The 24,554-nt window shown below is 70.9% G+C and carries 22 protein-coding genes and 2 pseudogenes; 15 read left to right on the forward strand and 9 right to left on the reverse strand.

The genetic code is table 11. From position 1 onward, the window contains the following. Positions 1-1,171 (reverse strand): glutamine synthetase family protein (locus B351_RS0113650; RefSeq protein WP_019399598.1); only part of this gene is annotated, 1,171 nt, incomplete at its 3' end. Between the two features lie 168 nt (positions 1,172-1,339). Between B351_RS0113650 and B351_RS0113655 the strand changes: the two genes are divergently transcribed. From B351_RS0113655 to B351_RS0113695, 9 genes and pseudogenes are all read left to right on the forward strand, one after another. Further along, positions 1,340-2,128 carry a gamma-glutamyl-gamma-aminobutyrate hydrolase family protein gene (locus tag B351_RS0113655; RefSeq protein WP_019399599.1) on the forward strand — a complete coding sequence of 263 codons (789 nt, stop codon included), beginning with the start codon at positions 1,340-1,342 and terminating at the stop codon, positions 2,126-2,128. Continuing rightward, the gene (locus B351_RS0113660) at positions 2,125-3,516 is read left to right on the forward strand and encodes a glutamine synthetase family protein (RefSeq protein WP_019399600.1); all 1,392 of its coding nucleotides are present in this window, start codon (positions 2,125-2,127) and stop codon (positions 3,514-3,516) included. Before B351_RS0113655 ends, B351_RS0113660 begins: the two co-directional genes overlap by 4 nt. A 55-nt stretch (positions 3,517-3,571) precedes the next feature. Further along, positions 3,572-4,936: an aspartate aminotransferase family protein gene (locus B351_RS0113665; protein ID WP_019399601.1), complete on the forward strand. Its 1,365-nt coding sequence runs from the start codon at positions 3,572-3,574 to the stop codon at positions 4,934-4,936. A 73-nt stretch (positions 4,937-5,009) separates the two neighbouring features. After that, positions 5,010-6,134: a polyamine ABC transporter substrate-binding protein gene (locus B351_RS0113670; protein ID WP_019399602.1), complete on the forward strand. Its 1,125-nt coding sequence runs from the start codon at positions 5,010-5,012 to the stop codon at positions 6,132-6,134. 154 nt (positions 6,135-6,288) lie between these two features. Continuing rightward, a pseudogene (locus tag B351_RS16875) lies at positions 6,289-7,425 on the forward strand (polyamine ABC transporter substrate-binding protein). 66 nt (positions 7,426-7,491) lie between these two features. Next, positions 7,492-8,631 carry an ABC transporter ATP-binding protein gene (locus tag B351_RS0113680; RefSeq protein ID WP_026010722.1) on the forward strand — a complete coding sequence of 380 codons (1,140 nt, stop codon included), beginning with the start codon at positions 7,492-7,494 and terminating at the stop codon, positions 8,629-8,631. After that, positions 8,628-9,539 carry an ABC transporter permease subunit gene (locus B351_RS0113685; protein WP_019399606.1) on the forward strand — a complete coding sequence of 304 codons (912 nt, stop codon included), beginning with the start codon at positions 8,628-8,630 and terminating at the stop codon, positions 9,537-9,539. The genes B351_RS0113680 and B351_RS0113685 overlap by 4 nt, the downstream gene beginning before the upstream one ends. Beyond that, positions 9,536-10,381: an ABC transporter permease subunit gene (locus B351_RS0113690; RefSeq protein ID WP_019399607.1), complete on the forward strand. Its 846-nt coding sequence runs from the start codon at positions 9,536-9,538 to the stop codon at positions 10,379-10,381. The genes B351_RS0113685 and B351_RS0113690 overlap by 4 nt, the downstream gene beginning before the upstream one ends. 120 nt (positions 10,382-10,501) lie before the next feature. Next, entirely contained in the window at positions 10,502-11,362 is an 861-nt protein-coding gene (locus B351_RS0113695) for a pirin family protein (protein ID WP_019399608.1), read from the forward strand. 47 nt (positions 11,363-11,409) lie between these two features. Here B351_RS0113695 and B351_RS0113700 read toward each other — a convergent pair whose 3' ends face one another. From B351_RS0113700 to B351_RS0113715, 4 genes are all read right to left on the reverse strand, one after another. Continuing rightward, on the reverse strand, positions 11,410-11,829 hold the full coding sequence (locus B351_RS0113700) for a hypothetical protein (RefSeq protein WP_039731664.1): 420 nt from the start codon (positions 11,827-11,829) through the stop codon (positions 11,410-11,412). Between the two features lie 197 nt (positions 11,830-12,026). Beyond that, complete coding sequence (locus B351_RS0113705; RefSeq protein WP_039731665.1) at positions 12,027-12,497, reverse strand: DUF4426 domain-containing protein; 471 nt, start codon at positions 12,495-12,497, stop codon at positions 12,027-12,029. Between the two features lies 1 nt (position 12,498). Next, a complete protein-coding gene (gene proC / locus B351_RS0113710; RefSeq protein WP_019399611.1) occupies positions 12,499-13,335 on the reverse strand; it encodes a pyrroline-5-carboxylate reductase in 837 nt (278 codons plus the stop codon). 52 nt (positions 13,336-13,387) lie between these two features. After that, positions 13,388-14,095 (reverse strand): YggS family pyridoxal phosphate-dependent enzyme, encoded by a 708-nt coding sequence (locus tag B351_RS0113715; protein WP_019399612.1) that lies wholly within the window; start codon positions 14,093-14,095, stop codon positions 13,388-13,390. A gap of 107 nt (positions 14,096-14,202) precedes the next feature. Here B351_RS0113715 and B351_RS0113720 point away from each other — a divergent pair, with 107 nt between their 5' ends. The 3 genes from B351_RS0113720 (at position 14,203) to B351_RS0113730 (ending at position 17,407) form a co-directional block, all read left to right on the forward strand. Continuing rightward, positions 14,203-15,240, forward strand: coding sequence for a type IV pilus twitching motility protein PilT (locus B351_RS0113720; RefSeq protein ID WP_019399613.1), 1,038 nt, complete (start codon positions 14,203-14,205; stop codon positions 15,238-15,240). A gap of 146 nt (positions 15,241-15,386) precedes the next feature. Further along, the gene (locus B351_RS0113725; RefSeq protein WP_026010724.1) at positions 15,387-16,517 is read left to right on the forward strand and encodes a PilT/PilU family type 4a pilus ATPase; all 1,131 of its coding nucleotides are present in this window, start codon (positions 15,387-15,389) and stop codon (positions 16,515-16,517) included. Positions 16,518-16,732: 215 nt separating this feature from the next. Then, on the forward strand, positions 16,733-17,407 hold the full coding sequence (locus B351_RS0113730) for a YitT family protein (protein WP_026010725.1): 675 nt from the start codon (positions 16,733-16,735) through the stop codon (positions 17,405-17,407). 3 nt (positions 17,408-17,410) lie between these two features. Here B351_RS0113730 and B351_RS16880 read toward each other — a convergent pair. Together B351_RS16880 and B351_RS0113740 are read right to left on the reverse strand one after the other, a co-directional pair. Next, a pseudogene (locus B351_RS16880) lies at positions 17,411-18,280 on the reverse strand (DUF72 domain-containing protein). Positions 18,281-18,323: 43 nt separating this feature from the next. Further along, a complete protein-coding gene (locus B351_RS0113740) occupies positions 18,324-18,869 on the reverse strand; it encodes a DNA-3-methyladenine glycosylase I (protein ID WP_019399618.1) in 546 nt (181 codons plus the stop codon). Positions 18,870-18,949: 80 nt separating this feature from the next. Here B351_RS0113740 and B351_RS0113745 point away from each other — a divergent pair, with 80 nt between their 5' ends. Genes B351_RS0113745 through B351_RS0113755 form a run of 3 tightly spaced genes read left to right on the forward strand, consistent with a single transcriptional unit; the run spans position 18,950 to position 20,983 of the window. Further along, on the forward strand, positions 18,950-19,516 hold the full coding sequence (locus tag B351_RS0113745; RefSeq protein WP_019399619.1) for a YqgE/AlgH family protein: 567 nt from the start codon (positions 18,950-18,952) through the stop codon (positions 19,514-19,516). After that, positions 19,509-19,979 (forward strand): Holliday junction resolvase RuvX, encoded by a 471-nt coding sequence (gene ruvX / locus B351_RS0113750; RefSeq protein ID WP_026010726.1) that lies wholly within the window; start codon positions 19,509-19,511, stop codon positions 19,977-19,979. Before B351_RS0113745 ends, ruvX begins: the two co-directional genes overlap by 8 nt. A gap of 59 nt (positions 19,980-20,038) precedes the next feature. Next, the gene (locus B351_RS0113755) at positions 20,039-20,983 is read left to right on the forward strand and encodes an aspartate carbamoyltransferase catalytic subunit (protein ID WP_019399621.1); all 945 of its coding nucleotides are present in this window, start codon (positions 20,039-20,041) and stop codon (positions 20,981-20,983) included. A gap of 189 nt (positions 20,984-21,172) precedes the next feature. On the opposite strand, the gene B351_RS0113760 is transcribed toward B351_RS0113755, so the two are convergent. Next, complete coding sequence (locus tag B351_RS0113760; RefSeq protein ID WP_019399622.1) at positions 21,173-22,648, reverse strand: von Willebrand factor type A domain-containing protein; 1,476 nt, start codon at positions 22,646-22,648, stop codon at positions 21,173-21,175. 342 nt (positions 22,649-22,990) lie between these two features. Further along, positions 22,991-24,517, reverse strand: a complete 1,527-nt coding sequence (ppx, locus tag B351_RS0113765; RefSeq protein ID WP_019399623.1) for an exopolyphosphatase — start codon at positions 24,515-24,517, stop codon at positions 22,991-22,993. Positions 24,518-24,554: the final 37 nt, after the last annotated feature.

Here is a 24,554-nt window from a genome sequence, read left to right on the forward strand (position 1 = left end):
GGCCCGGATCCTGGCGGGTTTCCAGCCCGTGCAGGATCCCGGCCAGCACCGCCGCGGCGACCAGGTAGGGATTGGCGTCGGCGCCGGCGATGCGGTGCTCGATGCGGGTGTTGGCCGGGTCGCTGTGCGGGATGCGCAGGGCCACGGTGCGGTTGTTGAAGCCCCAGCTGTCGTTGAGCGGGACGAAGGCGTTGGCGACGAAGCGGCGGTAGCTGTTGGCGTGCGGCGCGAACAGCAGCAGGTTGTCGCGCGCGCTGGCCTGCAGTCCGGCCACGGCGTGGCGCAGCGCATCGGCCGGCGCATCCGGGGTGCAGGCGAACACGTTGCGGCCCTCGCGGTCCAGCAGGCTCACGTGCAGGTGCATGCCGCTGCCGGCCTGCCCGGCCAGCGGCTTGGCCATGAAGCTGGCCAGCGCGCCGTGCTGCTGGGCGATGGCCTTGATCACGCGCTTGAGCAGCACCGCGTCGTCGCAGGCGGCCAGGGCGTCGGCGCGGTGGCCGAGGTTGATCTCGAACTGGCCCGGCGCGTACTCGGCCACCGCGGTGTCGGCGGGGATGCCCTGGGCGCGGCAGGCGCTGGCCACGGCGTGGATGAAGTCGGCGTTCTCGTCCAGGTCGTCGATCGAGTAGACCTGGGTGCTGTCGTTGCGGCGCCCGCTGGCGGGGTTGGACGTGGGCTGCGGGCGGCCGTCGGCATCGGGCAGGCGGTCGAACAGGTAGAACTCCAGTTCCACCGCCAGCACCGGGGTCAGTCCGGCCGCGGCAAAGCGCTCCAGCACCCGCTGCAGGACCCGCCGCGGATGCGCCTCGAACCAGCCGCCGTTGCCGTCCTCCATCTGCAGCAGCAGCTGCAGCGCCGGCCGTGGCGACCACGGCACCGGGCGCAGGCTGCCGGGGATCGGGCGGCAGATCCGGTCCTCGTCGCCGATGTCGTAGCCCAGCCCGGTTTCCTCCACGGTGTTGCCGCGGATGTCGGCGGCCACCAGCGACATCGGCAGGCACACGCCATTGGCGTACACCTTGCCAAGCGCCGAGGCCGGGACCCGCTTGCCGCGCAGCACGCCGTTGGCGTCCGGCAGCAGCAGGTCGACATGGGCGTCGGCCGCGCCCTCCATGGCCTGCAGGGTGGCCAGGTCGGCGGCGGGGAGGGCAGGGGCGGACGGAGGGGTCATGACGGGACCTCGGCGGGACGGGACGAGGGTAACAGCGGTCCGGTCGTCAAGAATACTCAACGCCGCACCGGGTCCATGCACCGCCGTGGTGCGGGATGCGGGCCGGGCCGTGTTGTAAAAATAAAACGCCCGGGGTAAGTTGCCGGAACGCCATCGGACGCTGCTCGCATGGCCCTGACGCCGCTGGTCGGACTGCCCACCGACCGCAAACTGATCGGAGCGCACCCGTTCCTCGCCGCCGGCGAGAAGTACGTGCGCGCGGTGGTCGAAGGCGCCGGCGCGACCCCGGTCCTGATGCCCTCGCTGGATCCGCCGCTGGATCCGGATGCCTGGCTGTCGCGGCTGGATGGCCTGCTGCTCACCGGCGCGGTCAGCAACATCGAGCCGCACCACTACAGCGACGAGTCCAGCTGGGAGGGCAACCTCCACGATCCGGCCCGCGACGCCAACACCCTGGCCCTGGCCCCGCGCGCGATCGCCATGGGCCTGCCGGTGCTGGCGATCTGCCGCGGCCTGCAGGAGGTCAACGTGGCCCTGGGCGGGCGGCTGCACCAGAAGGTGCACGAGGTGCCCGGCATGATGGACCACCGCGAGAACCTCGAGGATCTGCTGGAAATCCAGTACGGCCCCTCGCACGACATCGACCTGGCGCCCGGCGGGCTGCTGGCCTCGCTGGCCGGCGCCGGGCGGGTGCGGGTGAACTCGCTGCATGGGCAGGGCATCGCCCGGCTCGCCGACGGCCTGGTGGTGGAAGCCACCGCCCCGGACGGCCTGGTCGAGGCCTTCCGCGGCACCGGTCCCGGCTTCCTGCTGGGCGTGCAGTGGCATCCCGAGTGGCAGGTCGCGTCCAATCCCTTCTACCTGGCGATCTTCCGCGCGTTCGGCGATGCCTGCCGGGCCTGGGCCGGACGCCGCGCCGCCCCGCCGGCTCCCGAACGCATCCGGACAACCGCATGAGTACACGCAGACGCACCCGAAAACCCGAGGCCACCGCCGAGCAGCAGCAGGAGAACTCGCTGCGGCGCTGGCTCAAGGAGCGGCACATCACCGAGGTGGAGTGCCTGGTGCCGGACATCACCGGCAACGCGCGCGGCAAGATCATCCCGGCCGACAAGTTCAGCCACGACTACGGCACCCGCCTGCCGGAAGGCATCTTCGCCACCACCGTCACCGGCGACTACCCGGACGACTACTACGAACTGACCTCGCCCTCGGATTCGGACATGCTGCTGCGGCCGGATCCGGACACGGTGCGGATGGTGCCCTGGGCCACCGACCCGACCGCCCAGATCATCCACGAATGCTACACCAAGGACGGCCATCCGCACGAGCTGGCCCCGCGCAACGTGTTGCGCCGGGTGCTGGCCGAGTACGAGAAGGAAGGGCTGCAGCCGGTGGTCGCGCCGGAGCTGGAGTTCTTCCTGGTGCAGAAGAACACCGACCCGGACTTCCCGCTGCTGCCGCCGGCCGGCCGTTCCGGCCGCCCGGAGACGGCGCGGCAGTCGTACTCGATCGACGCGGTCAACGAGTTCGACCCGATCCTGGACCTGATGTACGACTACTGCGACGCGATGGAGCTGGACGTGGACACCCTGATCCACGAGTCCGGCGCGGCGCAGCTGGAGGTCAACTTCACCCACGCCGGCGCGCTGTCGCTGGCCGACCAGGTGTTCCTGTTCAAGCGCACCATGCGCGAGGCGGCGATGCGCCACGGCGTGTACGCCACCTTCCTGGCCAAGCCGATGGAGACCGAGCCGGGCAGCGCCATGCACATCCACCAGAGCCTGGTGGACCGCAGGGGCCGCAACGTGTTCACCGGGAAGAAACCCGGCGAGTTCAGCGAGGTGTTCGGCCACTACCTGGCCGGCCTGCAGAAGTACGTGCCGATGGCGATGGCGTTCTTCGCCCCGAACGTGAACTCCTACCGCCGGCTGATGTTCGGCGAGGTCTCGCCCAGCAACGTGCGCTGGGGCTACGACAACCGCACCTGCGGCCTGCGCGTGCCGATGGACACCCCGGAAAACCAGCGGGTGGAGAGCCGCTTCGCCGGCTCCGACGCCAATCCGTACCTGGCCATGGCCGCGACCCTGGCCTGCGGCCTGCTGGGCATCCGCGAAAAGCTCACCCCGACCGGGCCGACCGAGGTCAGCGCCAAGGAGCTGGGCTACGACCTGCCGCGCTCGCTGGGCGAGGCGCTGGACGAGCTGGAGACCTGTACCCCGCTGGCGACCCTGCTGGGGCCGCGCTTCGTGCGCGCCTACGTCTCGGTCAAGCGCAAGGAATACGAGACCTTCTTCCGCGTGATCAGCTCCTGGGAACGCGAGTTCCTGCTGCTGAACGTCTGACCCGCCGCGCGCCGCCGGCTGGCGCGTGGCCCGACAACCCGAGGAACCCCGCCGCATGGCCCCGATCGACCTGCCCGAACTGCAGCGCCTGGACGCCGCCCACCACCTGCACCCGTTCAACGACAACGCTGCCCTGGCCAAGCGCGGAACCCGGGTGCTGGTGCGCGGCGAGGGCTGCTACGTCTGGGACGCGGAGGGCAACAGGCTGCTGGACGCCTTCGCCGGCCTGTGGTGCGTGAACATCGGCTACGGCCGCAAGGAGCTGGGCCAGGCCGCGGCCCGGCAGATGGAGCAGCTGGCCTACTACAACAGCTTCTTCCAGTGCACCACCGAGCCGACCATCCGCCTGGCCGCGCAGCTGGCCGAGCTGGCCCCCGGGGACGTCAACCACGCCTTCTTCGTCAACTCCGGCTCGGAGGCCAACGACACCATCCTGCGCCTGGTGCGCCACTTCTGGGCGGTGCAGGACCAGCCGCAGAAGAACATCTTCATCGGCCGCCACAACGGCTACCACGGCACCACCGTGGCCGGCGCCAGCCTGGGCGGGATGAAGGGCATGCACGAGCAGGGCGGGCTGCCGATCCCGGACATCCACCACATCGACCCGCCGTTCTGGTTCGCCGATGGCGGCGACCTGTCGGAGGAGGAGTACGGCATCGCCGCCGCCCGCCGCCTGGAACAGAAGATCCTGGAGCTGGGGCCGGAGCGGGTGGCCGCCTTCATCGGCGAGCCGGTCATGGGCGCCATCGGCGTCTACATCCCGCCGATGAGCTACTGGAAGGAGGTCGAGCGGATCTGCCGCCAGTACGACGTGCTGCTGGTGGCCGACGAGGTGATCTGCGGCTTCGGCCGCACCGGGCAGTGGTTCGGCTGCCAGCATTTCGGCTTCCAGCCGGACGTGATGACCATCGCCAAGGGCATCACCTCCGGCTACATCCCGCTGGGCGCGGCCCTGTTCAACGACCGGGTGGCGGGGGTGCTCAAGGAGGCCGGCGGCGAGCTGGCCCATGGCGCGACCTATTCCGGCCACCCGGTGTGCGCCGCGGTGGCCCTGGAGAACCTGCGGATCATGCGCGACGAGCAAATCGTCGAGCGCGCCCGCGAGGAGGTCGCCCCCTACCTGGCCCAGCGCTGGGCCGAGCTGGGCCAGCACCGGCTGGTGGGCGAGGCCCGGATCGTGGGCTTCATGGGCGCCCTGGAGCTGGTCCCGGACAAGCGCCGGCGGGCGTTCTTCCCGGAGCGCGGCAAGGTCGGCGGCCTGTGCCGGGACATCGCCCTGCGCCACGGCCTGATCCTGCGCGCCACCTACGACTCCATGCTGCTGTCGCCGCCCCTGGTCCTGGACCGCGGGCAGGTCGACGAGCTGTTCGACAAGGCCTGGAAGGCCCTGGACGAGACCGCCGAGGCGATCGGCCGCTGAAAAGGGATGGGCAAAGCCCCCCGCCAGCGCTAACCTGAACCACCTGAACTCCCCTTCCTCCGAGGAACCTGCGATGAAGCTCCGCCTGCTCTCCCTGGGCATTGCCGCCACCCTGCTTGCCGCCTGTGGCGGCAAGGACGATGCCGCGCAGGGGCCGGGCGATGGCGGCGAGGAGAAGGTCCTCAACGTCTACAACTACTCCGACTACATCGCCGAGGAGACCATCCCCGGCTTCCAGGAGCAGACCGGCATCCGCGTCACCTACGACGTCTACGACAGCGACGAGGTGCTGGAGACCAAGCTGCTGGCCGGTTCCAGCGGCTACGACGTGGTGGTCCCGACCCTGAACTTCTTCGGCCGCCAGATCCAGGCCGGCGTGTTCATGAAGCTCGACAAGGGCAAGATCCCGAACCTGGCCAACATCGACCCGAAGATCCTGGAGCGCATCGCCGGCCAGGATCCGGGCAACGAGTACGGCGTGCCCTACATGATGGGCACCACCGGCATCGGCTACAACGTGGACAAGATCACCGAGATCTTCGGTTCCACCGAGGTCGCCAACAGCTGGGACATCGTGTTCAAGCCGGAGAACATCAGCAAGCTGAAGGACTGCGGCGTGACCCTGCTGGATACCCCGGCGGACATGCTCCCGATCGCGCTGCACTACCTGGGCGAGGACCCGCACAGCGGCGACCCGGAGAAGCTGCAGAAGGCGGCCGGCCTGATCAAGTCGATCCGCCCGTACGTGCAGAACTTCCATTCCAGCCAGTACGTCAGCGCCCTGGCCAACGGCAGCATCTGCCTGGCGGTGGGCTGGTCGGGCGACATCATCCAGGCCCGCGACCGCGCCGAGGAGGCCGAGAACGGCGTCAACGTCGCCTACTCGATCCCGAAGGAAGGCGCCCCGCAGTGGTTCGACATGCTGGCCATCCCGGCCGATGCGAAGCACCCGCAGAACGCGCACGCGTTCATCAACTACCTGCTCGACCCGCAGGTGGCCGCCAACAACACCAATTACATCCATTACGCCAACCCGGTGAGCGCCGCGACCCCGCTGGTGGACGAGGAGATCCGCAACGATCCCACGATCTACCCGCCGGAGGAGGTGGCCGCGAAGATGTTCACCTACGCGATCAACTCGCCGGAGACGGACAGGCTGTACACGCGGCTCTGGACGGAGATCAAGCAGGGCAAGTAAGCCCTGCGGCCGGCGCCGCCCGCGGGGTGGCGCCCGGCCCGCGCATCCGTCGGAGGCCGCGGCCCTGGCCGGGCGGCAGCCGGAGCAATCCGGCCGCCGTCCGCCGCCATGGAGTCGGGGATCACCACAGGCCCTGCGGGGCAAAGGGGATGCGATGGGTACGTGCAAGTCTGGATTGCTGGGCTGTCTGGTAGTGGTGCTCGGGCTGGCCGGATGCGGCGGGGCCGGGGGGGAAGCCGGCGGGGACGGGGCCAGGCCCGCCGCGGCCGGGGTGGTGCACGTCTACAACTGGTCCGACTACATCGCCGAGGACACCATCCCCGGCTTCGAGCGCGAGACCGGGATCAAGGTCACCTACGGGATGTTCGACAGCAACGAGCTGCTGGAGGCCAAGCTGCTGGCCGGCGGCTCGGGCTTCGACGTGGTCGTGCCCTCGCTGCAGTTCCTCGGCCGGCAGATCCAGGCCGGGGTGTTCCAGCCGCTGGACAAGTCGCGGCTGGAGAACTAATCCGGGCTGGACCCGGCGCTGATGGAGCGCATCGCGATCCAGGACCCCGGCAACCAGTACGCCGTGCCCTACCTGTGGGGCACCACCGGCATCGGCTACAACGTCGACAAGGTGGTGGAGGCCTTCGGCAGCGCCGAGGTGGCCGACAGCTGGAGCCTGCTGTTCGACCCGGACAAGGTCTCGAAGCTGGCGCACTGCGGGGTGATGCTGCTGGACACGCCGAGCGAGGCGATCCCGGCGGCGCTGGCCTACCTGGGCGAGGACCCGAACAGCCACGACCCGCAGGTGATCCGCAAGGGCGCGGCGCTGCTGGCGAAGATCCGGCCCTACATCCGCACCTTCCACTCCAGCCAGTACATCGACGCCCTGGCCAACGGCAGCGCCTGCCTGGTGATGGGCTGGTCCGGCGACGTGCTGCAGGCCCGCGACCGCGCCGAGGAGGCCGGCAACGGGGTCAAGGTGGCCTACGCGATCCCGAAGGAGGGCGCGCCGCTGTTCTTCGACATGCTGGCCATCCCCAGGGACGCGAAGAACATCGACCAGGCCTACGCCTTCATCGACTACCTGCTGCGCCCGGACGTGGCCGCCAGCAACACCAACTACGTCAGCTTTCCCAACCCGGTGCCGGCCTCGCTGGAGCAGGTGGACGAGGAAATCCGCAACGACCCGACCATCTACCCGCCGCCGGAAGTGGCCGGGAAGCTGTTCATGCTGGCGGTGGTGCCGCCGGAAGTGGACCGCCTGTACACCCGGATCTGGACCGAACTGAAGAGCGGCCGCTAGGCTGCACGCAACCGCAGGTGCGGGCCGCCGCGGCGGCCCGCCCCCATGCCTGCCAATGGAGTAAACATGGCGTCAAGCCCCGAACGCGCTAACCCGACTCCCGCCCCCGGTGGCGACCCGGCCGGGTACCTGCGCATCGAGAACGTGCGCAAGGAATTCGACGGCTTCGTCGCCGTGGACGACGTCAGCCTGGAGATCCGCAAGGGCGAGATCTTCGCCCTGCTGGGCGGCTCGGGCAGCGGCAAGTCCACCCTGCTGCGCTGCCTGGCCGGGTTCGAGCGGCCGACCCGCGGCCGCATCGTGCTGGACGGGGAGGTCATGAACGACCTGCCGCCGTACGAGCGGCCGATCAACATGATGTTCCAGTCCTACGCCCTGTTCCCGCACATGACCGTGGAGCAGAACATCGCCTTCGGCCTCAAGCAGGACGGCCTGTCGCGCGACGCCATCCGCAAGCGGGTGGGGGAGATGCTGGAGCTGGTGCAGCTGGGCAAGCTGGCCAAGCGCAAGCCGCACCAGCTGTCCGGCGGCCAGCAGCAGCGCGTGGCCCTGGCCCGCTCGCTGGCCAAGGGGCCGAAGCTGCTGCTGCTGGACGAGCCGATGGGCGCGCTGGACAAGAAGCTGCGCTCGCGCATGCAGCTGGAGCTGGTCAACATCATCGAGTCCTCCGGGGTGACCTGCGTGATGGTCACCCACGACCAGGAGGAGGCGATGACCATGGCCAGCCGCATCGCGCTGATGGACCAGGGCTGGATCCAGCAGGTCGGCAAGCCGGACGAGATCTACGAGCAGCCGGCCAACCGCTTCGCCGCCGAATTCATCGGCTCGGTCAACCTGGTGGACGCGGTGATCGACGACGACCAGCCGGACTACGTCACCCTGCGCACCCCGGCGTTCGATGCCCCGATCTACATCGGCCACGGCATCACCGGCTTCGAGGGCCAGCCGGTGTCGTTCGCGCTGCGCCCGGAGAAGCTGGGCATCGGCAAGTCCGAGCCGGACCAGCAGTACAACAAGGCCCGCGGCATCATCGAGGACATCGCCTACTTCGGCAGCCACTCGGTGTTCCACGTGCGCCTGCCCAGCGGCTCCAAGCTGCTGGTCAACTTCGCCAACCAGCAGCGCTGGGCCAGCGACGACCTGACCTGGAACGACGAGGTCTGGGTGTGGTGGCGCGACAGCGACGGCGTGGTGCTGCTGTCATGAACATGCGCGCGCTGGCCAGGTACCTGCCCTCGGGGCGGTGGGCGGTGATCGCCATCCCCTTCCTGTGGCTGCTGTTCTTCTTCGCGATCCCGTTCCTGATCGTGCTGAAGATCTCCTTCTCGCGGCTGGCCATCGCCATGCCGCCGTACACGCCCATCGTGGAGGTGGTGGACAAGGCGCTGCACCTGCGCCTGAACCTGGGCAACTACGCGGCGCTGTTCACCGACCCGCAGTACGGCCTGGCCTACCTCAGCTCGATCAGGATTGCGGTGGTCTCCACCGTGCTGTGCCTGCTGATCGGCTACCCGATGGCCTACTTCATCGCGCGGATGAAGCCGGCCACCCGCAACATCGCGCTGATGGCGGTGGTGCTGCCGTCGTGGACCTCGTTCCTGATCCGGGTCTACGCCTGGATCGGCATCCTCGACGCCAACGGCATCCTCAACCGCTTCCTGCTGTGGACCGGGCTGGTCGACGCGCCGCTGCGCATCCTCTACACCCCGCTGGCGGCCTACATCGGCATCGTCTACTGCTACCTGCCGTTCATGATCCTGCCGCTGTACGCCAACCTGGTGAAGCTCGACCACCGCCTGCTGGAGGCCGCCTACGACCTCGGTGCGCGGCCGTGGAAGGCGTTCGTGCGCATCACCCTGCCGCTGTCGCGCTCGGGCATCATCGCCGGCTGCATGCTGGTGATGATCCCGACCGTGGGCGAGTTCGTGATCCCGGAGATGCTCGGCGGCCCGGACACGCTGATGATCGGCCGGGTGCTGTGGGGCGAGTTCTTCAACAACCGCGACTGGCCGGCGGCCTCGGCGGTGGCGATCGTGATGCTGCTCCTGCTGCTGGTGCCGATCCTGGTCTTCAACCGCTCCCAGCAGCGCACCCTGGAGGGCCGGCTGGCATGAACGACTCCCTGGGCATGCGCATGCTGCGCTGGGCGGTGCTCGTGCTGGGCTTCGCCTTCCTGTACCTGCCGATCGTGCTGCTGGTGGTGTACTCCTTCAATTCCTCGCGCCTGGCCACGGTCTGGGCCGGGTTCTCGGTGAAGTGGTACGGCGAGCTGATGCGCGACCGGCAGATGCTGGACGCGGCCTGGGTCAGCCTGCGCATCGCGTTCTGGACCGCGACCGCGGCCACCGTGATCGGCACCCTCGGCGCGATGGTGATGACCCGGTTCCGCCGCTTCCCCGGCAAGACCCTGTTCGGCGCCCTGGTCACCGCGCCGCTGGTGATGCCGGAGGTGATCATCGGCCTGTCGATCCTGCTGATGCTGGTCTCGGTGGGCGGTGCGCTGGGCCTGCCGTCCAAGGGCATGGTCGCGATCTGGATCGCGCACGTGACCCTCACCGTGTCCTTCGTGACCGTGGTGGTGTCCTCGCGCCTGCAGGAGCTGGACCGCTCGCTGGAGGAGGCGGCCATGGACCTGGGCGCCAACCGGCTGAAGGTGTTCTTCCTGATCACCCTGCCGATCATCGCCCCGGCCTTGGTCTCCGGCTGGCTGCTGGCCTTCACCCTGTCGCTGGACGACGTGGTGATCGCCAGCTTCGTCTCCGGCCCGGAATCGACCACCCTGCCGATCAAGATCTTCTCCTCGGTGCGGCTGGGCGTGAGTCCCAAGATCAACGCCCTGGCCACCCTGCTGATGATGGCCGTGTCGCTGGCGGCGGTGGTCGGCTGGTGGCTGATGTACCGCGAGGACAAGCGGCGCCAGCGCGACATGCAGCTGGCGCTGCAGGACAATAGCTGAAACGGCGGCGGGTCTTTTTCTGTAATCGTTCCACTTTCGCAACGGTTCTTCGCCGCAGGCCCGGTTTCGGGCCGCGGCCGCGGGCCCCATGCTCCCGTGCAATCCAACCCGGAGAACACCATGAGCATCCATCCGCAGGTCGAATCCGTCCGCGTGCTGCGCAAGGTCCGTGGCCTGCCTACTTCCGACGGTGCCGGCGTGCGCCTGACCCGCGTCATCGGCGGCCCGGAGCTGCCGGACCTGGACCCGTTCCTGCTGCTGGACGAGTTCGGCACCGACCGGGCCGAGGACTACATCGCCGGCTTCCCGGACCATCCGCACCGCGGCTTCGAGACCGTCACCTACATGCTTGACGGGCGCATGCGCCACCGTGACAACCACGGCAACCAAGGCCTGCTGACCTCCGGCGGCGTGCAGTGGATGACCGCCGGCCGCGGCCTGGTGCATTCGGAGATGCCCGAGCAGGAGTCCGGGCGCATGCGCGGCTTCCAGCTGTGGGTGAACCTGCCGGCGCGCGAGAAGATGACCGATCCGCGCTACCAGGAATTCGGCGCCGAGCGCATTCCGGTGGCGCATCCGGCCGCGGGCGTGGAGGTCAGGGTGATCGCCGGCCGGGCCGGCGGCGTCGAAGGCCCGATCCGGCAGCCGGCCACCGATCCCCTGTACCTGGACATCATCCTGGCTGCCGGCAGCGCGTGGGAATACGAACTGGCCGCGGGCCATAACGCCTTCGCCTACGTGTTCGAAGGACAGGCCACGGTGGGCGAGGGCGGGGACGCACGCCTGCTGGAAACCAGCGAGCTGGGCGTGCTCGGCGGCGGCACCCGCCTGGTGCTGCGCGCCGGCGCGACGCCGGCGCGGCTGATCCTGGTCGCCGGCCGCCCGCTGCGCGAACCGGTGGCCCGCTACGGCCCGTTCGTGATGAACACCCGCCAGGAGCTGATGCAGGCCTTCGTCGACTTCCAGGAAGGGCGCTTCTAGCCGCGGGTGCAGGCCTGGCGCCGGCCGTGGCCGGCGCCAGGGACGGCTCAGTGCAGGTAAAGCTGCTGCGCCAGGTTCATCGCCCGCCGCAGCTGGTCCGGGTCGTTGGCGTCCAGCCAGATCTGGGCGTAGCGGTCCTCATCCAGCTCGACCACGGTGATCCGCTTCTCGGCCGCGCCGGCCTCGGCGATCTCGGGGCGGTACCACACCACCACGTGCTGGCCGACCCAGCCTTCCTCGACCCGGTTGCGGCGGCGCAGCTTCAGCGGCTCGCTGTCGGTGAACATCACCCCCAGCAGCTGGGTGCCGTCCTGGTCGATGGCGCGGCAGACCTTGTAGCTCTTCCCCTCGGTTTCCTCCCACTGCACGCCGGCGCCTTGCGGCAGCGTCGGGCAATCGGCTGCGACGGCGTTGGAGGCGAAGGCCAGGCCCAGCAGCAGGCCGGGCAGAATCAACGTCTTTTGCATTGAAAGCGTCCCCAAGGTGGCCGCAGGCGCGGCCCATGATCCCCAACCGGCCGCACGGGCACGCCGGACGGCGGCCCGCTGGCGCGAAGGCGCCATGCGGCCAGCAACTTGTTCCCCCCCTTGTCGCCGCGGGCGGATGCCGCGCCGACGCTCCCGCTGCCGACCTTAACGTGCAGCAGCGAGGCGATGCAAACGCACTAGAAGTTGCGCTGAAAATCGAACCGGTGGCCCCGCCCGCCAGCCAGTACCTCGACGTCGACGCGGACCACGTCGTGTGCGGCGATGTCGACCAGGCCGATGTGGTCGACGTAGCCGCCGCTGCGCAGTTCGCGCATCGCCACCTGCTGTACGCGGCCGGACAGGTCGCGCGCCTGCGCGCGCACCTGGCCGGCGGCCGGGCGTTCGTCGCCGTCGCCATCGTCGTGGCGCAGGGCCACCAGCAGCAGCGCCTTGCCCGGCGTGCGTTCGATGCCGTAGCCGCGCGCCATGGCCGGGTCCAGCGCCAGGGTTGGCAGCAGGGTGTAGCGGGCCAGCAGCGGTCCATCCAGCTCCGCCACCGCCGGCGCCGGCGGCACGAACTGCGCCGGCTGCGGCGCCTCGCCGCCGCAGCCGGCCAGCAGCGGCAGCAGGGCGGCGAGCAGCCAGCTCTTCCTCGCGCGTGCGTGCATCTCAGCCTCCCGCCAGTTCCGCGCCGCGCACCCGCGCCGCATGGATCGCGCGCGCGACCAGGGCCTCGAAGCCGTCGGCCTGGAAGCGTTCGATCGCCGCCTGGGTGGTGCCGCCGGGCGAGGTCACGCGCCGGCGCAGTTCATCGGCAGGCTCGCCGGTCTCGGCCAGCATGCGCGCCGCGCCGAGCAGGGTGTGCACGACCAGGGTGCGCGCCTGCTCCGGGTCCAGGCCCTCGCCGCGCGCCGCCGCCTGCATCGCCTCGGCCAGCAGGAACACGTAGGCCGGGCCGCTGCCGGACACCGCGGTCACCGCGTCCATCAGCGTTTCCTCGCCGATCCACACCGTGGCGCCGGCGGCGGCCAGCACCGCCTCGGCCTGCGCGCGCCGGCGCGCGTCCACGCCGGGGCCGGCGTACAGGCCGGTGACACCGGCGCCAAGCAGGGCAGGGGTGTTGGGCATGCAGCGCACGACCGTGGCATCGCCGCCGAGCCATTCGCGCAGCCGGTCCACGGTGATGCCCGCGGCGATGGAGACCACCAGCGGGCTGGCCGCGGCCGCGGTCGCGGCCAGCGGTGCGCATGCCGCGCGCATGACCTGCGGCTTGACCGCCAGCAGCCACAGCCCGGCGCCTTGCACCGCCGCGGACGCCTCGGCGAACGCCTGCACCCCGAAGTCCGCGGCCAGCGCCTCGCGCAGGGCCGGCACCGGCTCGGCCACGCGGATCCGCGCCGGATCGGCGCCGCGCGCGACCAGGCCGCCGATCAGGCTGCGGGCCATGCTGCCGCCGCCGATGAAGGCGATGGTGGGAAGCTCGGTCGGATCGGGGATGGAGGACATCGACGCCACCTGCGATGGGAAAAGCCGCAGTCTAGCGCCAGCGCGCGGCGCCTCAGCGCGGCGGGCGCGGCCCGAACAGGGCGGTGCCGATGCGCACCAGGGTGGCGCCCTCGGCGATGGCCACGGCGAAGTCGTCGCTCATGCCCATCGACAGCGTGTCCACGGCCGGGTGGCGCGCGGCCAGCTCGTCGAACAGCTGCTTCATCGCGCGGAAGGCGGGGCGGCGGTCCTCCGGGTCCGGGTGCGGCACCGGGATCGCCATCAGTCCGCGCAGTGCCAGGCGCGGCTGCGCGGCCACCGCCGCGGCCAGCGCCGCCACCTCGTCCGGGCGGCAGCCGGCCTTGCCGGCCTCGCCTTCGACGTTGACCTGCAGCAGCACGTTCAGCGGCGGCGCGTCCGGGTCGCGCCTGGCGGCCAGGGCGTCGACCACGCTGCGGCGGTCGATGCTGTGCACCCAGTGGAAGGTGCGCGCGGCCAGCGCCGCCTTGTTCGACTGCAGGTGCCCGATCAGGTGCCACTCCAGGGGGGCGTCCAGCGCCGGATCCAGGGCCTGGCGCTTGGCCGCGCCCTCCTGCACGTAGTTCTCGCCGAACGCCAGCTGCCCGGCAGCGGCCAGGGCGGCGACCGCCTCGGCCGGTTGCAGCTTGGACACCGCCAGCAGGCGCGGCCGCGGGCGGCCGGCGGCCCGGGCCGCGGCGTCGATGCGCGCGAGGACCTGCTGCAGGCGTTCGGAAGGGGCGGGCTGGGACACGGTCGGCAACGGGATTGGCAGGGGGGAATGGGGCGCTATACTGCCGCCAAGGGGACATCGCACGCCAGCCCGCCAAGGGGCCGGGCGGCCGGGGAATTCTGGGGAAAACTCACGCAATGGATATCGCCGAACTGCTGGCCTTCTCGGTCAAGAACAAGGCTTCGGACCTGCACCTGTCCGCCGGCCTGCCGCCGATGATCCGCGTGGATGGCGACGTCCGCCGGATCAACATTCCCGCCCTGGACCACAAGCAGGTCCACGCGCTGGTGTACGACATCATGTCGGACAAGCAGCGCCGGGACTACGAGGAGTTCCTCGAGGTCGACTTCTCGTTCGAGATCCCGTCGCTGGCCCGCTTCCGCGTCAACGCGTTCAACCAGAACCGCGGCGCCGGCGCGGTGTTCCGCACCATTCCCTCCGAGGTCCTGACCCTGGAGGACCTGGGCTGCCCGCCGGTGTTCCGCCAGCTGATCAACCAGCCGCAGGGCCTGATCCTGGTCACCGGCCCGACCGGCTCGGGCAAGTCGACCACGCTGGCGGCGATGATCGACCACATCAACAAGAACGAGTACGGGCACATCCTCACCGTCGAGGACCCGATCGAGTTCGTCCACACCTCGCAGAAGTGCCTGATCAACCAGCGCGAGGTGCACCGCGACACCCACGGCTTCAACGAGGCCCTGCGCTCGGCGCTGCGCGAGGACCCGGACTACATCCTGGTCGGCGAAATGCGCGACCTGGAGACCATCCGCCTGGCGCTGACCGCCGCGGAGACCGGCCACCTGGTGTTCGGCACCCTGCACACCAGCTCGGCGGCCAAGACCATCGACCGCATCATCGACGTGTTCCCCGCCGGCGAGAAGCCGATGGTGCGTTCGATGCTGTCCGAGTCGCTGCGCGCGGTGATCTCGCAGGCGCTGCTGAAGAAGGTCGGCGGCGGCCGCACCGCGGCCTGGGAGATCATGGTCGGCACCCCGGCCATCCGCAACCTGATCCGCGAGGACAAGGTCGCGCAGATGTACTCGGCGATCCAGACCGGCCAGCAGTACGGAATGATGACCCTCGACCAGCACCTGCAGGACCTGGTCAAGCGGGGCCTGGTCACCCGCCAGCAGGCGCGCGAGTACGCCAAGGACAAGCGGCTGTTCGAGTGACCGGAAAGGCGCGCGATTGGCGATTTGTAATTCGTGATTCGACAAGGCCGGGGGTCGTGACGCGGGATCGGTGAGTTGGGGCGCAGCCGCGCTTTTTCGAACCACCAATCCACCAATCACGAATCCCGGCTCCGCAGGAGCCATCGATGAGTACCATGGATTTCACCTCGTTCCTCAAGCTGATGGCGCACCAGAAGGCGTCGGACCTGTTCATCACCGCGGGCATGCCGCCGGCGATGAAGGTGCACGGCAAGATCACGCCGATCACGCAGACGCCGCTGACCCCGCAGCAGAGCCGCGACATGGTCCTCAACGTGATGACCCCGGCGCAGCGCGAGGAGTTCGAGAAGACCCACGAGTGCAACTTCGCCATCGGCGTGGCCGGCGTCGGCCGCTTCCGCGTCTCCTGCTTCTACCAGCGCAACCAGGTGGGCATGGTGCTGCGCCGGATCGAGACCCGGATCCCGACGGTGGAGGAGCTGAACCTGCCGCCGATCATCAAGACCCTGGCGATGACCAAGCGCGGCATCATCATCTTCGTCGGCGCCACCGGCACCGGCAAGTCGACCTCGCTGGCGGCGATGATCGGCTACCGCAACCAGAACTCGACCGGGCACATCATCACCATCGAGGACCCGATCGAGTTCGTGCACAAGCACGAGGGCTGCATCGTCACCCAGCGCGAGGTCGGCATCGACACCGACAGCTGGGAGGCCGCGCTGAAGAACACCCTGCGCCAGGCGCCGGACGTGATCATGATCGGCGAGGTGCGCACCCGCGAGGGCATGGACCACGCCATCGCCTTCGCCGAGACCGGCCACCTGGTGCTGTGCACGCTGCACGCGAACAACGCCAACCAGGCGATGGACCGCATCATCAACTTCTTCCCCGAGGACCGGCGCAACCAGCTGCTGATGGACCTGTCGCTGAACCTCAAGGCGGTGGTCGCGCAGCAGCTGATCCCGACCCCGGACGGCAAGGGCCGCCGGGTGGCGATGGAGATCCTGCTGGGCACGCCGCTGGTCCAGGACTACATCCGCGAAGGCGAGATCCACAAGCTCAAGGAGGTCATGAAGGAATCGACCAACCTGGGCATGAAGACCTTCGACCAGAGCCTGTTCGAGCTGTACCAGGCCGGCGAGATCTCCTACGAGGACGCCCTGCGCTACGCCGACTCGCAGAACGAGGTGCGCCTGCGCATCAAGCTCTCCCAGGGCGGCGACGCCCGCACCCTGTCCCAGGGCCTGGACGGCGTGGAGATCGCCGAGGTGCGCTGAGGCGGGCGCTTCCGGCGGCCGCGGGCGGCCGGCCGGCATGGGCCCGGCGCGGGCTGCTGCTGTAGTGAAGCCAGCCCCCGGCCCGGCCCCACGCCCGGCCGGGCATCAGGTTTCAGATGAAACCTGCGCGGCCCTGGTGTCTAATACGCGCCCCCCCACGCGGCGCTCTTCCGGTGAGCTTCCCCGATTCCGACCTCCGGCCCGGCCAGGACGCGCTGCCCGACGACGGGGCGGTGGTCACCGCCGGCCCGCTGACCCCGCCGCCCGACTCGGCGGGCACCCCCGCCGACGACAAGGCCTTCCACCACAGCGTGGCCGAGGACGTGCAGGGCATGGTCCTGGCCAGCCTGGTGGCGGCGCTGGGCATGTCATTGTTCGCGCAGGGTGGGGTGATGATCGGCGGCATGGCCGGGGTCTCCCTGCTGCTGCACTACGCGCTGGGCTGGAACTTCGGCCTGGTGTTCGTGCTCTCCAACCTGCCGTTCTACTGGATCGCGGTGCGGCGCATGGGCTGGGAGTTCACCCTCAAGACCTTCGTCGCGGTCGGCGCCACCGGCCTGCTGACCGACCTGCTGCCGCGCTGGATCCGCTACGCCCACGTGGATACCTGGTTCTCGGCGCTGGTTGGCGGGGCGCTGTGCGGGCTCGGCATCCTGTTCTTCATCCGCCACCGCGCCAGCCTCGGCGGCCTCGGCATCCTGGCCGTGTACCTGCAGCGCGAGCGCGGCTGGAGCGCGGGCAAGGTGCAGCTGGCGTTCGACGCGGTGCTGATGGCGGTGGCGCTGGCGGTACTGTCTCCGGCCAAGGTCGCGTACTCGGCGCTGGGTGCGGTGGTGCTGAGCCTGGTGCTGACGTTCAACCACCGGCCCAACCGCTACATGGGCGTGTAGGCCTCAGCGCGCCAGGCGCGCGTACAGCGCCTGGGCGTCGAGCGGGGCATGGACCTTGGCATCGTTGTCGAAGTAGCAGTACACGTCGCGCCGCTTCGCCGCCGGCGCGGGCGCGTCCAGGAAGCGGCGCGCGTCCCGTGGCTCGCCGCCGTCGGCCCAGCGCCGGATGCGCGCGGCCCAGCGATCCAGCGCCGCGTCGCCGTAGCCGCTGCGGTACAGCTCGGTGTCGCCGTGCAGGCGTAGGTACATGAAGCCGGCGGTGACGTCCTCCGCGTAGGGAAAGCGGCCGGGCGTGTCCGAGACCACCAGCGCGACCCGGTGGCGCCGCAGCAGGCGCACGAAGCCCGGGTCGTCGAAGCTGTCGTGGCGGATCTCCAGGGCATGGCGCAGGCGCCGGTTCGGGCCGGCCGGGAGGGCAGTGCGGCCGCGCATACGCGCCGGTTCGTGGCGGCGGGCCAGGGCCAAAGCGGCCCTGGTATCGCGTGGCAGCAGGCCGAGGAAGGCATCCAGCACCTGGCGGTCGTAGGCCATGGACGGCGGCAGCTGCCACAGCAATGGCCCGAGGTGGCGGCCCAGCTGCAGCACCCCGGAGGCGAAGAAGTTCGCCAATGCCGTCTCCGCCCCGCGCAGGCGCAGCATGTGGGTCACCTAGCGCGGGCCCTTCACCGCGAACACGAAGTCGCGCGGTACCTGCTCGGCCCACGCCGCCCAGCTTTCCGGCGATTGCAGCGAATAGAACGAGCCGTTGAGCTCGACGCTGGCGAAGCTGCGCGCGGCGTATTCCAGTTCCCGCCGCTGCGGCAGTCCGGCCGGGTAGAACACGCCACGCCAGGGCTTGTAGCGCCAGCCGGAAATGCCGATGCGGATGGCCATGGGCCGATCATCGCCCGCGCCGTCGGCACGGCCGGGTGAAGGCTCAGCCGGCGGCCGCCATCCAGGGCGGGACCTGGGTCGCCAGCAGGCGCTGGTGTGCGGGGCAGTCCGGGCGGTGGGCGTCGGGCAGGTAGCCCAGCGAGACCAGGAACGAACCGGTGATCTCGCCGCCGGTGAAGCGGAAGGTGCGCTTGAACAGCTTCACCCAGCCGGCCTTGTCCAGCGGATGGTGGGCGTCCAGCCAGGCGGCGAAGCCACCGTGGCTGTCGCGCATGCGCAGGATCACCCCGGCGTTGTGGATCGCCGCCCCGATCTTGAGCCGGTTGCGCACGATGCCCGGATCGGCCAGCAGGCGGGCCCGGTCGGCCGCGCCGTAGGCGGCGACCTTTTCCACGTCGAAGCCGTCGTAGGCGCGGCGGAAGCCCTCGCGCTTGCGCAGCATGGTCTCCCAGCGCAGTCCGGCCTGGTTGATCTCCAGCAGCAGGCGCTCGAACAGCACCGCCTCCGCGCGTTGCGGCACGCCGTACTCGTGGTCGTGGTAGGGGCCGTGCAGGGGATGGCCGCGGGCGAAGTCGCAGTAGCCGGACATGGGCGGGGAACCTGCTGTCGATGCCGCCGATTGTGGCAGGGAAGCGCCGGCGGATGCGCGCCGGCGGCTAGAATGGGCGCATGTCCGCCCCCCAAGACAACCTGGCCAACCACCTGCTGGTCGCGCTGCCCGCGCTGGCCGACCCGAACTTCTCCCGCACCGTTGCGCTGGTCTGCCAGCACGACGACGACGGGGCCATGGGCGTGGTGGTCAACCGGCCCTCCGAGTACACCCTGGGCCAGGTCCTGGCGCAGATGGGCATCGACAGCGCCGACGCCGCGCTGTGTGCCCGCCCGGTGCTGCACGGCGGGCCGGTGCACCAGGAGCGCGGGTTCGTGATCCACGACGGCGACCGCGGCTGGGACTCCAGCCTCAAGGTCGGCGAAGGCCTGTACCTGACCACCTCGCGCGACGTGCTGGAGGCGATGGCCGCCGGCGAAGGCCCGGCCAACGCCCTGCTCGCCCTCGGCTGCGCCGGCTGGGGCGCCGGCCAGCTGGAGCACGAGCTGGCCGAGAACACCTGGCTGACCGTGCCGGCGGACAAGGAACTGCTGTTCGGCCTCCCACTGGACAGCCGCTGGCAGACCGCCGCCCACCGCATCGGCGTGGACCTGTTCCGGCTGGCTGGCTACAGCGGGCATGCCTGAGGCGAGCGTGCCCGCGTTGCCACCGCCCGACGCCATCGTGCTCGGGTTCGACGTCGGTTCGCGCCGGATCGGCGTGGCCGTGGGCAGCGCCTTCGGCGGCGCGCGCGCGGTGGCGGTGGTCGACGTGCACGCCTCCGGCCCGGACTGGGCCGCGCTGGACCGGCTGCGCAGCCAGTGGGGACCGGGCGGCCTGGTCGTCGGCGATCCGCTGACCCTGGACGGCCAGGACCAGCCGGCGCGGCGCCGCGCCCGTGCCTTTGCCCATGCCCTGCGCCAGCGTTGGGGGCTGCCGGTGGCGATGGTCGACGAGCGCTCCAGTTCGGTCGAGGCTGCGCACCGCTTCGCCCGGGCCCGCGCCGCCGGCGCCCGCCGCCGGCGCGACGCCGAGGCCCTGGACGCCGAGGCCGCCGCGGTGATCGTCGAACGCTGGCTGGCCGCCCCCGGGGAAGCCTCCCCGCCGTAGCCGCACCCTTTCCCATGTCGCACGCCGCCGGCGCAGCCGGCCCCACAGGACCACGACCGATGACGCCCCAACTCGATTCCGAAGGACGCCTGCGCCACCTGCTGACCCTGGAAGGACTGCCGCGCTCGACCCTGCTGCAGCTGCTGGACCGCGCCGGCCAGATCCGCGACGCGGCCGTGGGCCGGGTCGGCAAGCGCGCGGTGCTGGCCGGCACCGCGGTGTGCACCCTGTTCTTCGAGCCCTCGACCCGCACCCGCAGCTCGTTCCAGCTGGCGGCGCAGCGGCTGGGCGCGGACGTGCTCAACTTCGACGCATCCACCTCGTCCACCCGCAAGGGCGAGACCGCGCGCGACACCCTGCGCAACCTGGAGGCGATGGGCGTGCGCGGCTTCGTCGTGCGCCACCCCGACGACGGCGCGGTGCAGGCCCTGGCCGACGCCGCCGGCGAGGGCACCGCGGTGGTCAACGCCGGCGACGGCCGCAACGCCCACCCGACCCAGGGCCTGCTGGACATGCTGACCCTGCGCCAGGCCAAGGGCAGCGACTTCTCCAGGCTGAAGGTGCTGATCGTCGGCGACGTGAAGCATTCGCGCGTGGCCCGCTCGGACCTGCACGCGCTGCGCACCCTGGGCGCGGGCGAGATCCGCGTCTGCGGCCCGGCGGCGCTGCTGCCGGAAGCCGAGGTCACCTCCGGCTGCATCGTGGGCGAGGACTTCGACGCGATGCTCGAGGGTGTCGACGCGGTGATGATGTTGCGCCTGCAGCGCGAGCGCATGGAGGAAGGCCTGGTGCCCTCGCTGGACCAGTACCACGCCCGGTACGGCCTGACCGCGCAGCGCCTGCGCCGCGCCGCGCCGGACGCGGCGGTGCTGCACCCGGGCCCGATCAACCGCGGCGTGGAGATCACCGACGAGGTGGCCGACGGCCCGCAGTCCTGGGTGCTGCGCCAGGTCGGCAACGGCGTGGCCGTGCGCATGGCGGTACTGGAGCACCTGCTGGGCTGACGGGTATTCCTCCCGATGGGAGGGTGACGGGCCCGCGTTCGCCGGATAGCCAAGCGCATCCGGAACGGGACACCGTGCCGCTGGATCCTGCGTGCTTGCATGGCCGGCGGCTTCCCGGACGCGGCCTGGGGGCCTTGCCCGGGCGGCGCGTCGGGCCCCTCTCCGGCGGGAGAGGGGCGTGCCGGCGCTTTATTCCGCGGAGCCGCCGTTGCCGGTTTGCGGCGTGGTGACGTCGCGCGCCACATCGACCAGGCGCAGGAACTCGTGGCGCAGGCCGAAGCGGTCCTCGCCCAGCGCGCCGCGCGCGGTGGCGGCGACGTCGTCCCAGGTCCACTGGTCCACGTAGCGGCCGCCGCGCAGCAGGTCGGCATAGCCGGCCACCGCGGCGGCGAAGCGCAGGGACTCGCTCGCCTGCGCCCGCAGCGCCGAGCGCAGCACGGGGGTCTCGAGCAGCCGGCTCTCGTCCTGCCCGGGCAGCTTGTAGCGCAGGCGCAGGTGGGCCAGTTCGGCGGAGGCGGCGGCCGCGGCCGGGACCGGATCGGCGTAGCGCAGCGGCGGCAGCCGCTCGGCGCCGGAACCGACCAGGGTCAGCTCGTACAGCGCGGTCACCTCGTGGCCGGCGCCGATGTCGCCGGCGTCCACCCGGTCGTTGGCGAAGTCCTCCTCGCGCAACAGCCGGTTCTCGTAGCCCACCAGGCGGTACTCGGCGACCACCGCCGGGTTGAACTCGACCTGCACCTTCACGTCCCTGGCGATGGTCAGCAGGGTGGCCTGCATCTGCTGCACCAGCACCCGCCGGGCTTCCTCCAGGGTGTCGATGTAGGCGTGCTGGCCGTCGCCTGCATCGGCCAGGCGCTCGGCCATGGCGTCGTTGTAGTTGCCCATGCCGAAGCCGAGCGTGGACAGGGCGATGCCGGCGCGGCGCTGGTCGGCGACCATGGTCAGCAGCGCGCCGCGGTCGGTGATGCCGGCGTTGAAGTCGCCGTCGGTGGCCAGCAGGATCCGGTTCACCCCGCCCTCGATGTAGGCCTGGCGCGCCATCGCGTAGGCCATGCGCAGGCCTTCGTCGCCGTTGGTGCTGCCGTAGGCGCGCAGCCCTTCCAGCGCGGCCAGGATCTCGCCGTGGCGGTCGCCGGGCGTGGGCGGCAGGACCAGGCCGGCGGTGCCGGCGTAGGCCACGATCGAGACCCGGTCCTGCGCGCGCAGCTGCGGCACCAGCTGGGCGAAGGCGCGCTTGAGCAGCGGCAGCCTGTCCGGGTAGTCCATCGAGCCGGAGGTGTCGACCAGCAGCACCAGGTTGGCCGGCGGCAGCTCGCGCTTGTCCACGTCGTAGCCCTTGATCCCGACCATCAGCAGCTGCCGCCGCGGGTTCCACGGCGCCCGCGCCAGCTCGGTGGTCACCTTGAACGGCACCTCGCGCGAGGCCGGGGCGGGGTGGCCGTAGTCGAAGTAGTTGAGCATTTCCTCCACCCGCACCGCGTCGGCCGGCGGGCGGTAGCCATCGCGCAGCATGCGGCGGACGTTGGCATAGCTGCCGGTGTCCACGTCGATCGAGAAGGTGGACACCGGGGCTTCGCGGGTGCGGCGCACCGGGTTGTCCTCGCGGGTGTCGTAATGCTCGGTGTTTTCCGCCGGCCGCGGCAGCGGGCGCTGCGGCATCGGCATGGGCATGGGCGCATGGGCCAGCGACGCTACCGGTGCAGGGGCGAAGGGCGGGGCCGGGTGCCTGGTCGCGGCCTCCCTGGCGCGCGACCGTTCGGCCGCGGCCCGCGCGGCCTGCATGGCCTGGGTGCGTGCCTCCGCCTCGGCGGCCGCAGGCGGGGATTTGGACGGAGTGGTGCAGGCTGCGAGCAGGACGGCCAGGAGGGCTGCGCAGGCGGAGGTCTTGCGGATCGCGGATGGTGCGGGCATGGGCGGATCTCGGGTGGGTCCGGACATGCAAACGGACGGCGCGCCCCGATGGGGTTGTACGGGTTCCCGGCGGGTGCCGGGCCGCCGTGCCGGCGTTCAGGCCAGCGCGTGCTCGAACTCGATGCCCAGGCCCGCCATGCCCTTCTTCTCGTCGGCCAGGTCGGCACGCAGCAGCGCCCGGTCCTCGACCCAGGCCTGGGGCAGGACGAGGCGCAGCGACGCCGGGCCCGCCTCCAGCTGCAGCGGTGGCAGTTCGTCGCTCTCATGGGAGCGGTGCAGCAGCACCGCCAGGCGCAGCAGCGCCGCCTTGCGCCGCGCCGACTGCAGCAGGCGGTCGGGCAGGGCGTCGAACGCCGACTTCGGCACGCCGCGGCGGTGGGTGCGCACCAGCGCCGCCAGCACCTGCTGTTCCTGGCGGGAGAAGCCGGAGATGTCCGAGTGCTCCAGGATGTAGGCGCCGTGCAGGTGGTACTGGCTGTGGGTGATGGCCAGGCCCAGCTCGTGCACGCTCGCGGCCCAGCCGAGCATGCGCGCGTCGTCCTCGTCCAGGCCCCAGGCCGGGGCCACCTGTTCGAACAGCTGCAGCGCGGTGTCGCGCACCCGCGCGGCCTGTTCCTGGTCGATGCCGTAGCGCTGGATCAGCGCCTGCACCGAGACGTCGCGCGGATCATTGCCGCTGCCGCGGCCGAGCATGTCGTAGAGGATGCCCTCGCGCATGGCGGCCTTGCTGACCAGCAGTTTCTGCAGCCCCAGCGCCTGGAACGCGGCCTCCAGGACCAGCACGCCGCCGGCGATGATCGGGCGGCGGTCCGAGGACAGCCCGGGCAGGTCGATCTCGTCGAGGCTGCGCGCCTGCAGCAGGCGCTCGCGCACCTGCGGCAGCGCCTCGGCGGTGATCGCGCCCTTGGTCAGCTTCATCGCCACGCAGATCTCGCTGATCGACTTGTGCGTGCCGGACGACCCCAGCGCCTCGTCCCAGCCGCGCGCGCGGTAGTGGCCGGCGAACTGGCGGAACTCGGCGGGGATCACCGCCAGCGCCTCCTTCCAGCGCTTCTTCGTCAGCTTGCCCCCGGGGAAGAAGCGCCGGGTGGAGGCGATGCAGCCGGCCTGGCGGCTCTCGCGCTCGATCGGGTCGAAGCCGCGGCCGATGATGAACTCGGTCGAGCCGCCGCCGATGTCGATCACCAGCCGCTGCTGGCCGGGCTTGGGTGGCTGGGCGTGGGCCACGCCCAGGTAGATCAGGCGCGCCTCCTCGCGGCCGGACACCACTTCCACCGGGAAGCCCAGGGTGGCCTCTGCCTCGGCCAGGAACGGCTGCGGATCGCGCAGCCGGCGCACGGTGTTGGTGGCCAGCGCGCGCACGTGCAGCCGCTCCACCCCGCGCAGGCGCTGGCCGAAGCGGGCCAGACAGTCCAGCGCGCGCGCGCGCGACTGCGGTGCCAGGCCGCCGGCGTCGTCCAGGCCGTCGGCCATGCGCACGGTCTCGCGCAGGCGGTCGATCACCCGCAGCTCGCCCAGCGAATAGCGGGCGAGCACCATGTGGAAACTGTTGGAACCAAGATCGATCGCGGCCAGCGCATCGCCATCCTGGACCTGCGGGCGGGATTGGGAGGAATGGGGCATCGGCGAATCTTAGCGGATGCCGTCCCGCGGCCCGTAA

Origin of the sequence: Pseudoxanthomonas sp. GW2, from assembly GCF_000283075.1 — a bacterium.
Lineage (GTDB): Bacteria > Pseudomonadota > Gammaproteobacteria > Xanthomonadales > Xanthomonadaceae > Pseudoxanthomonas.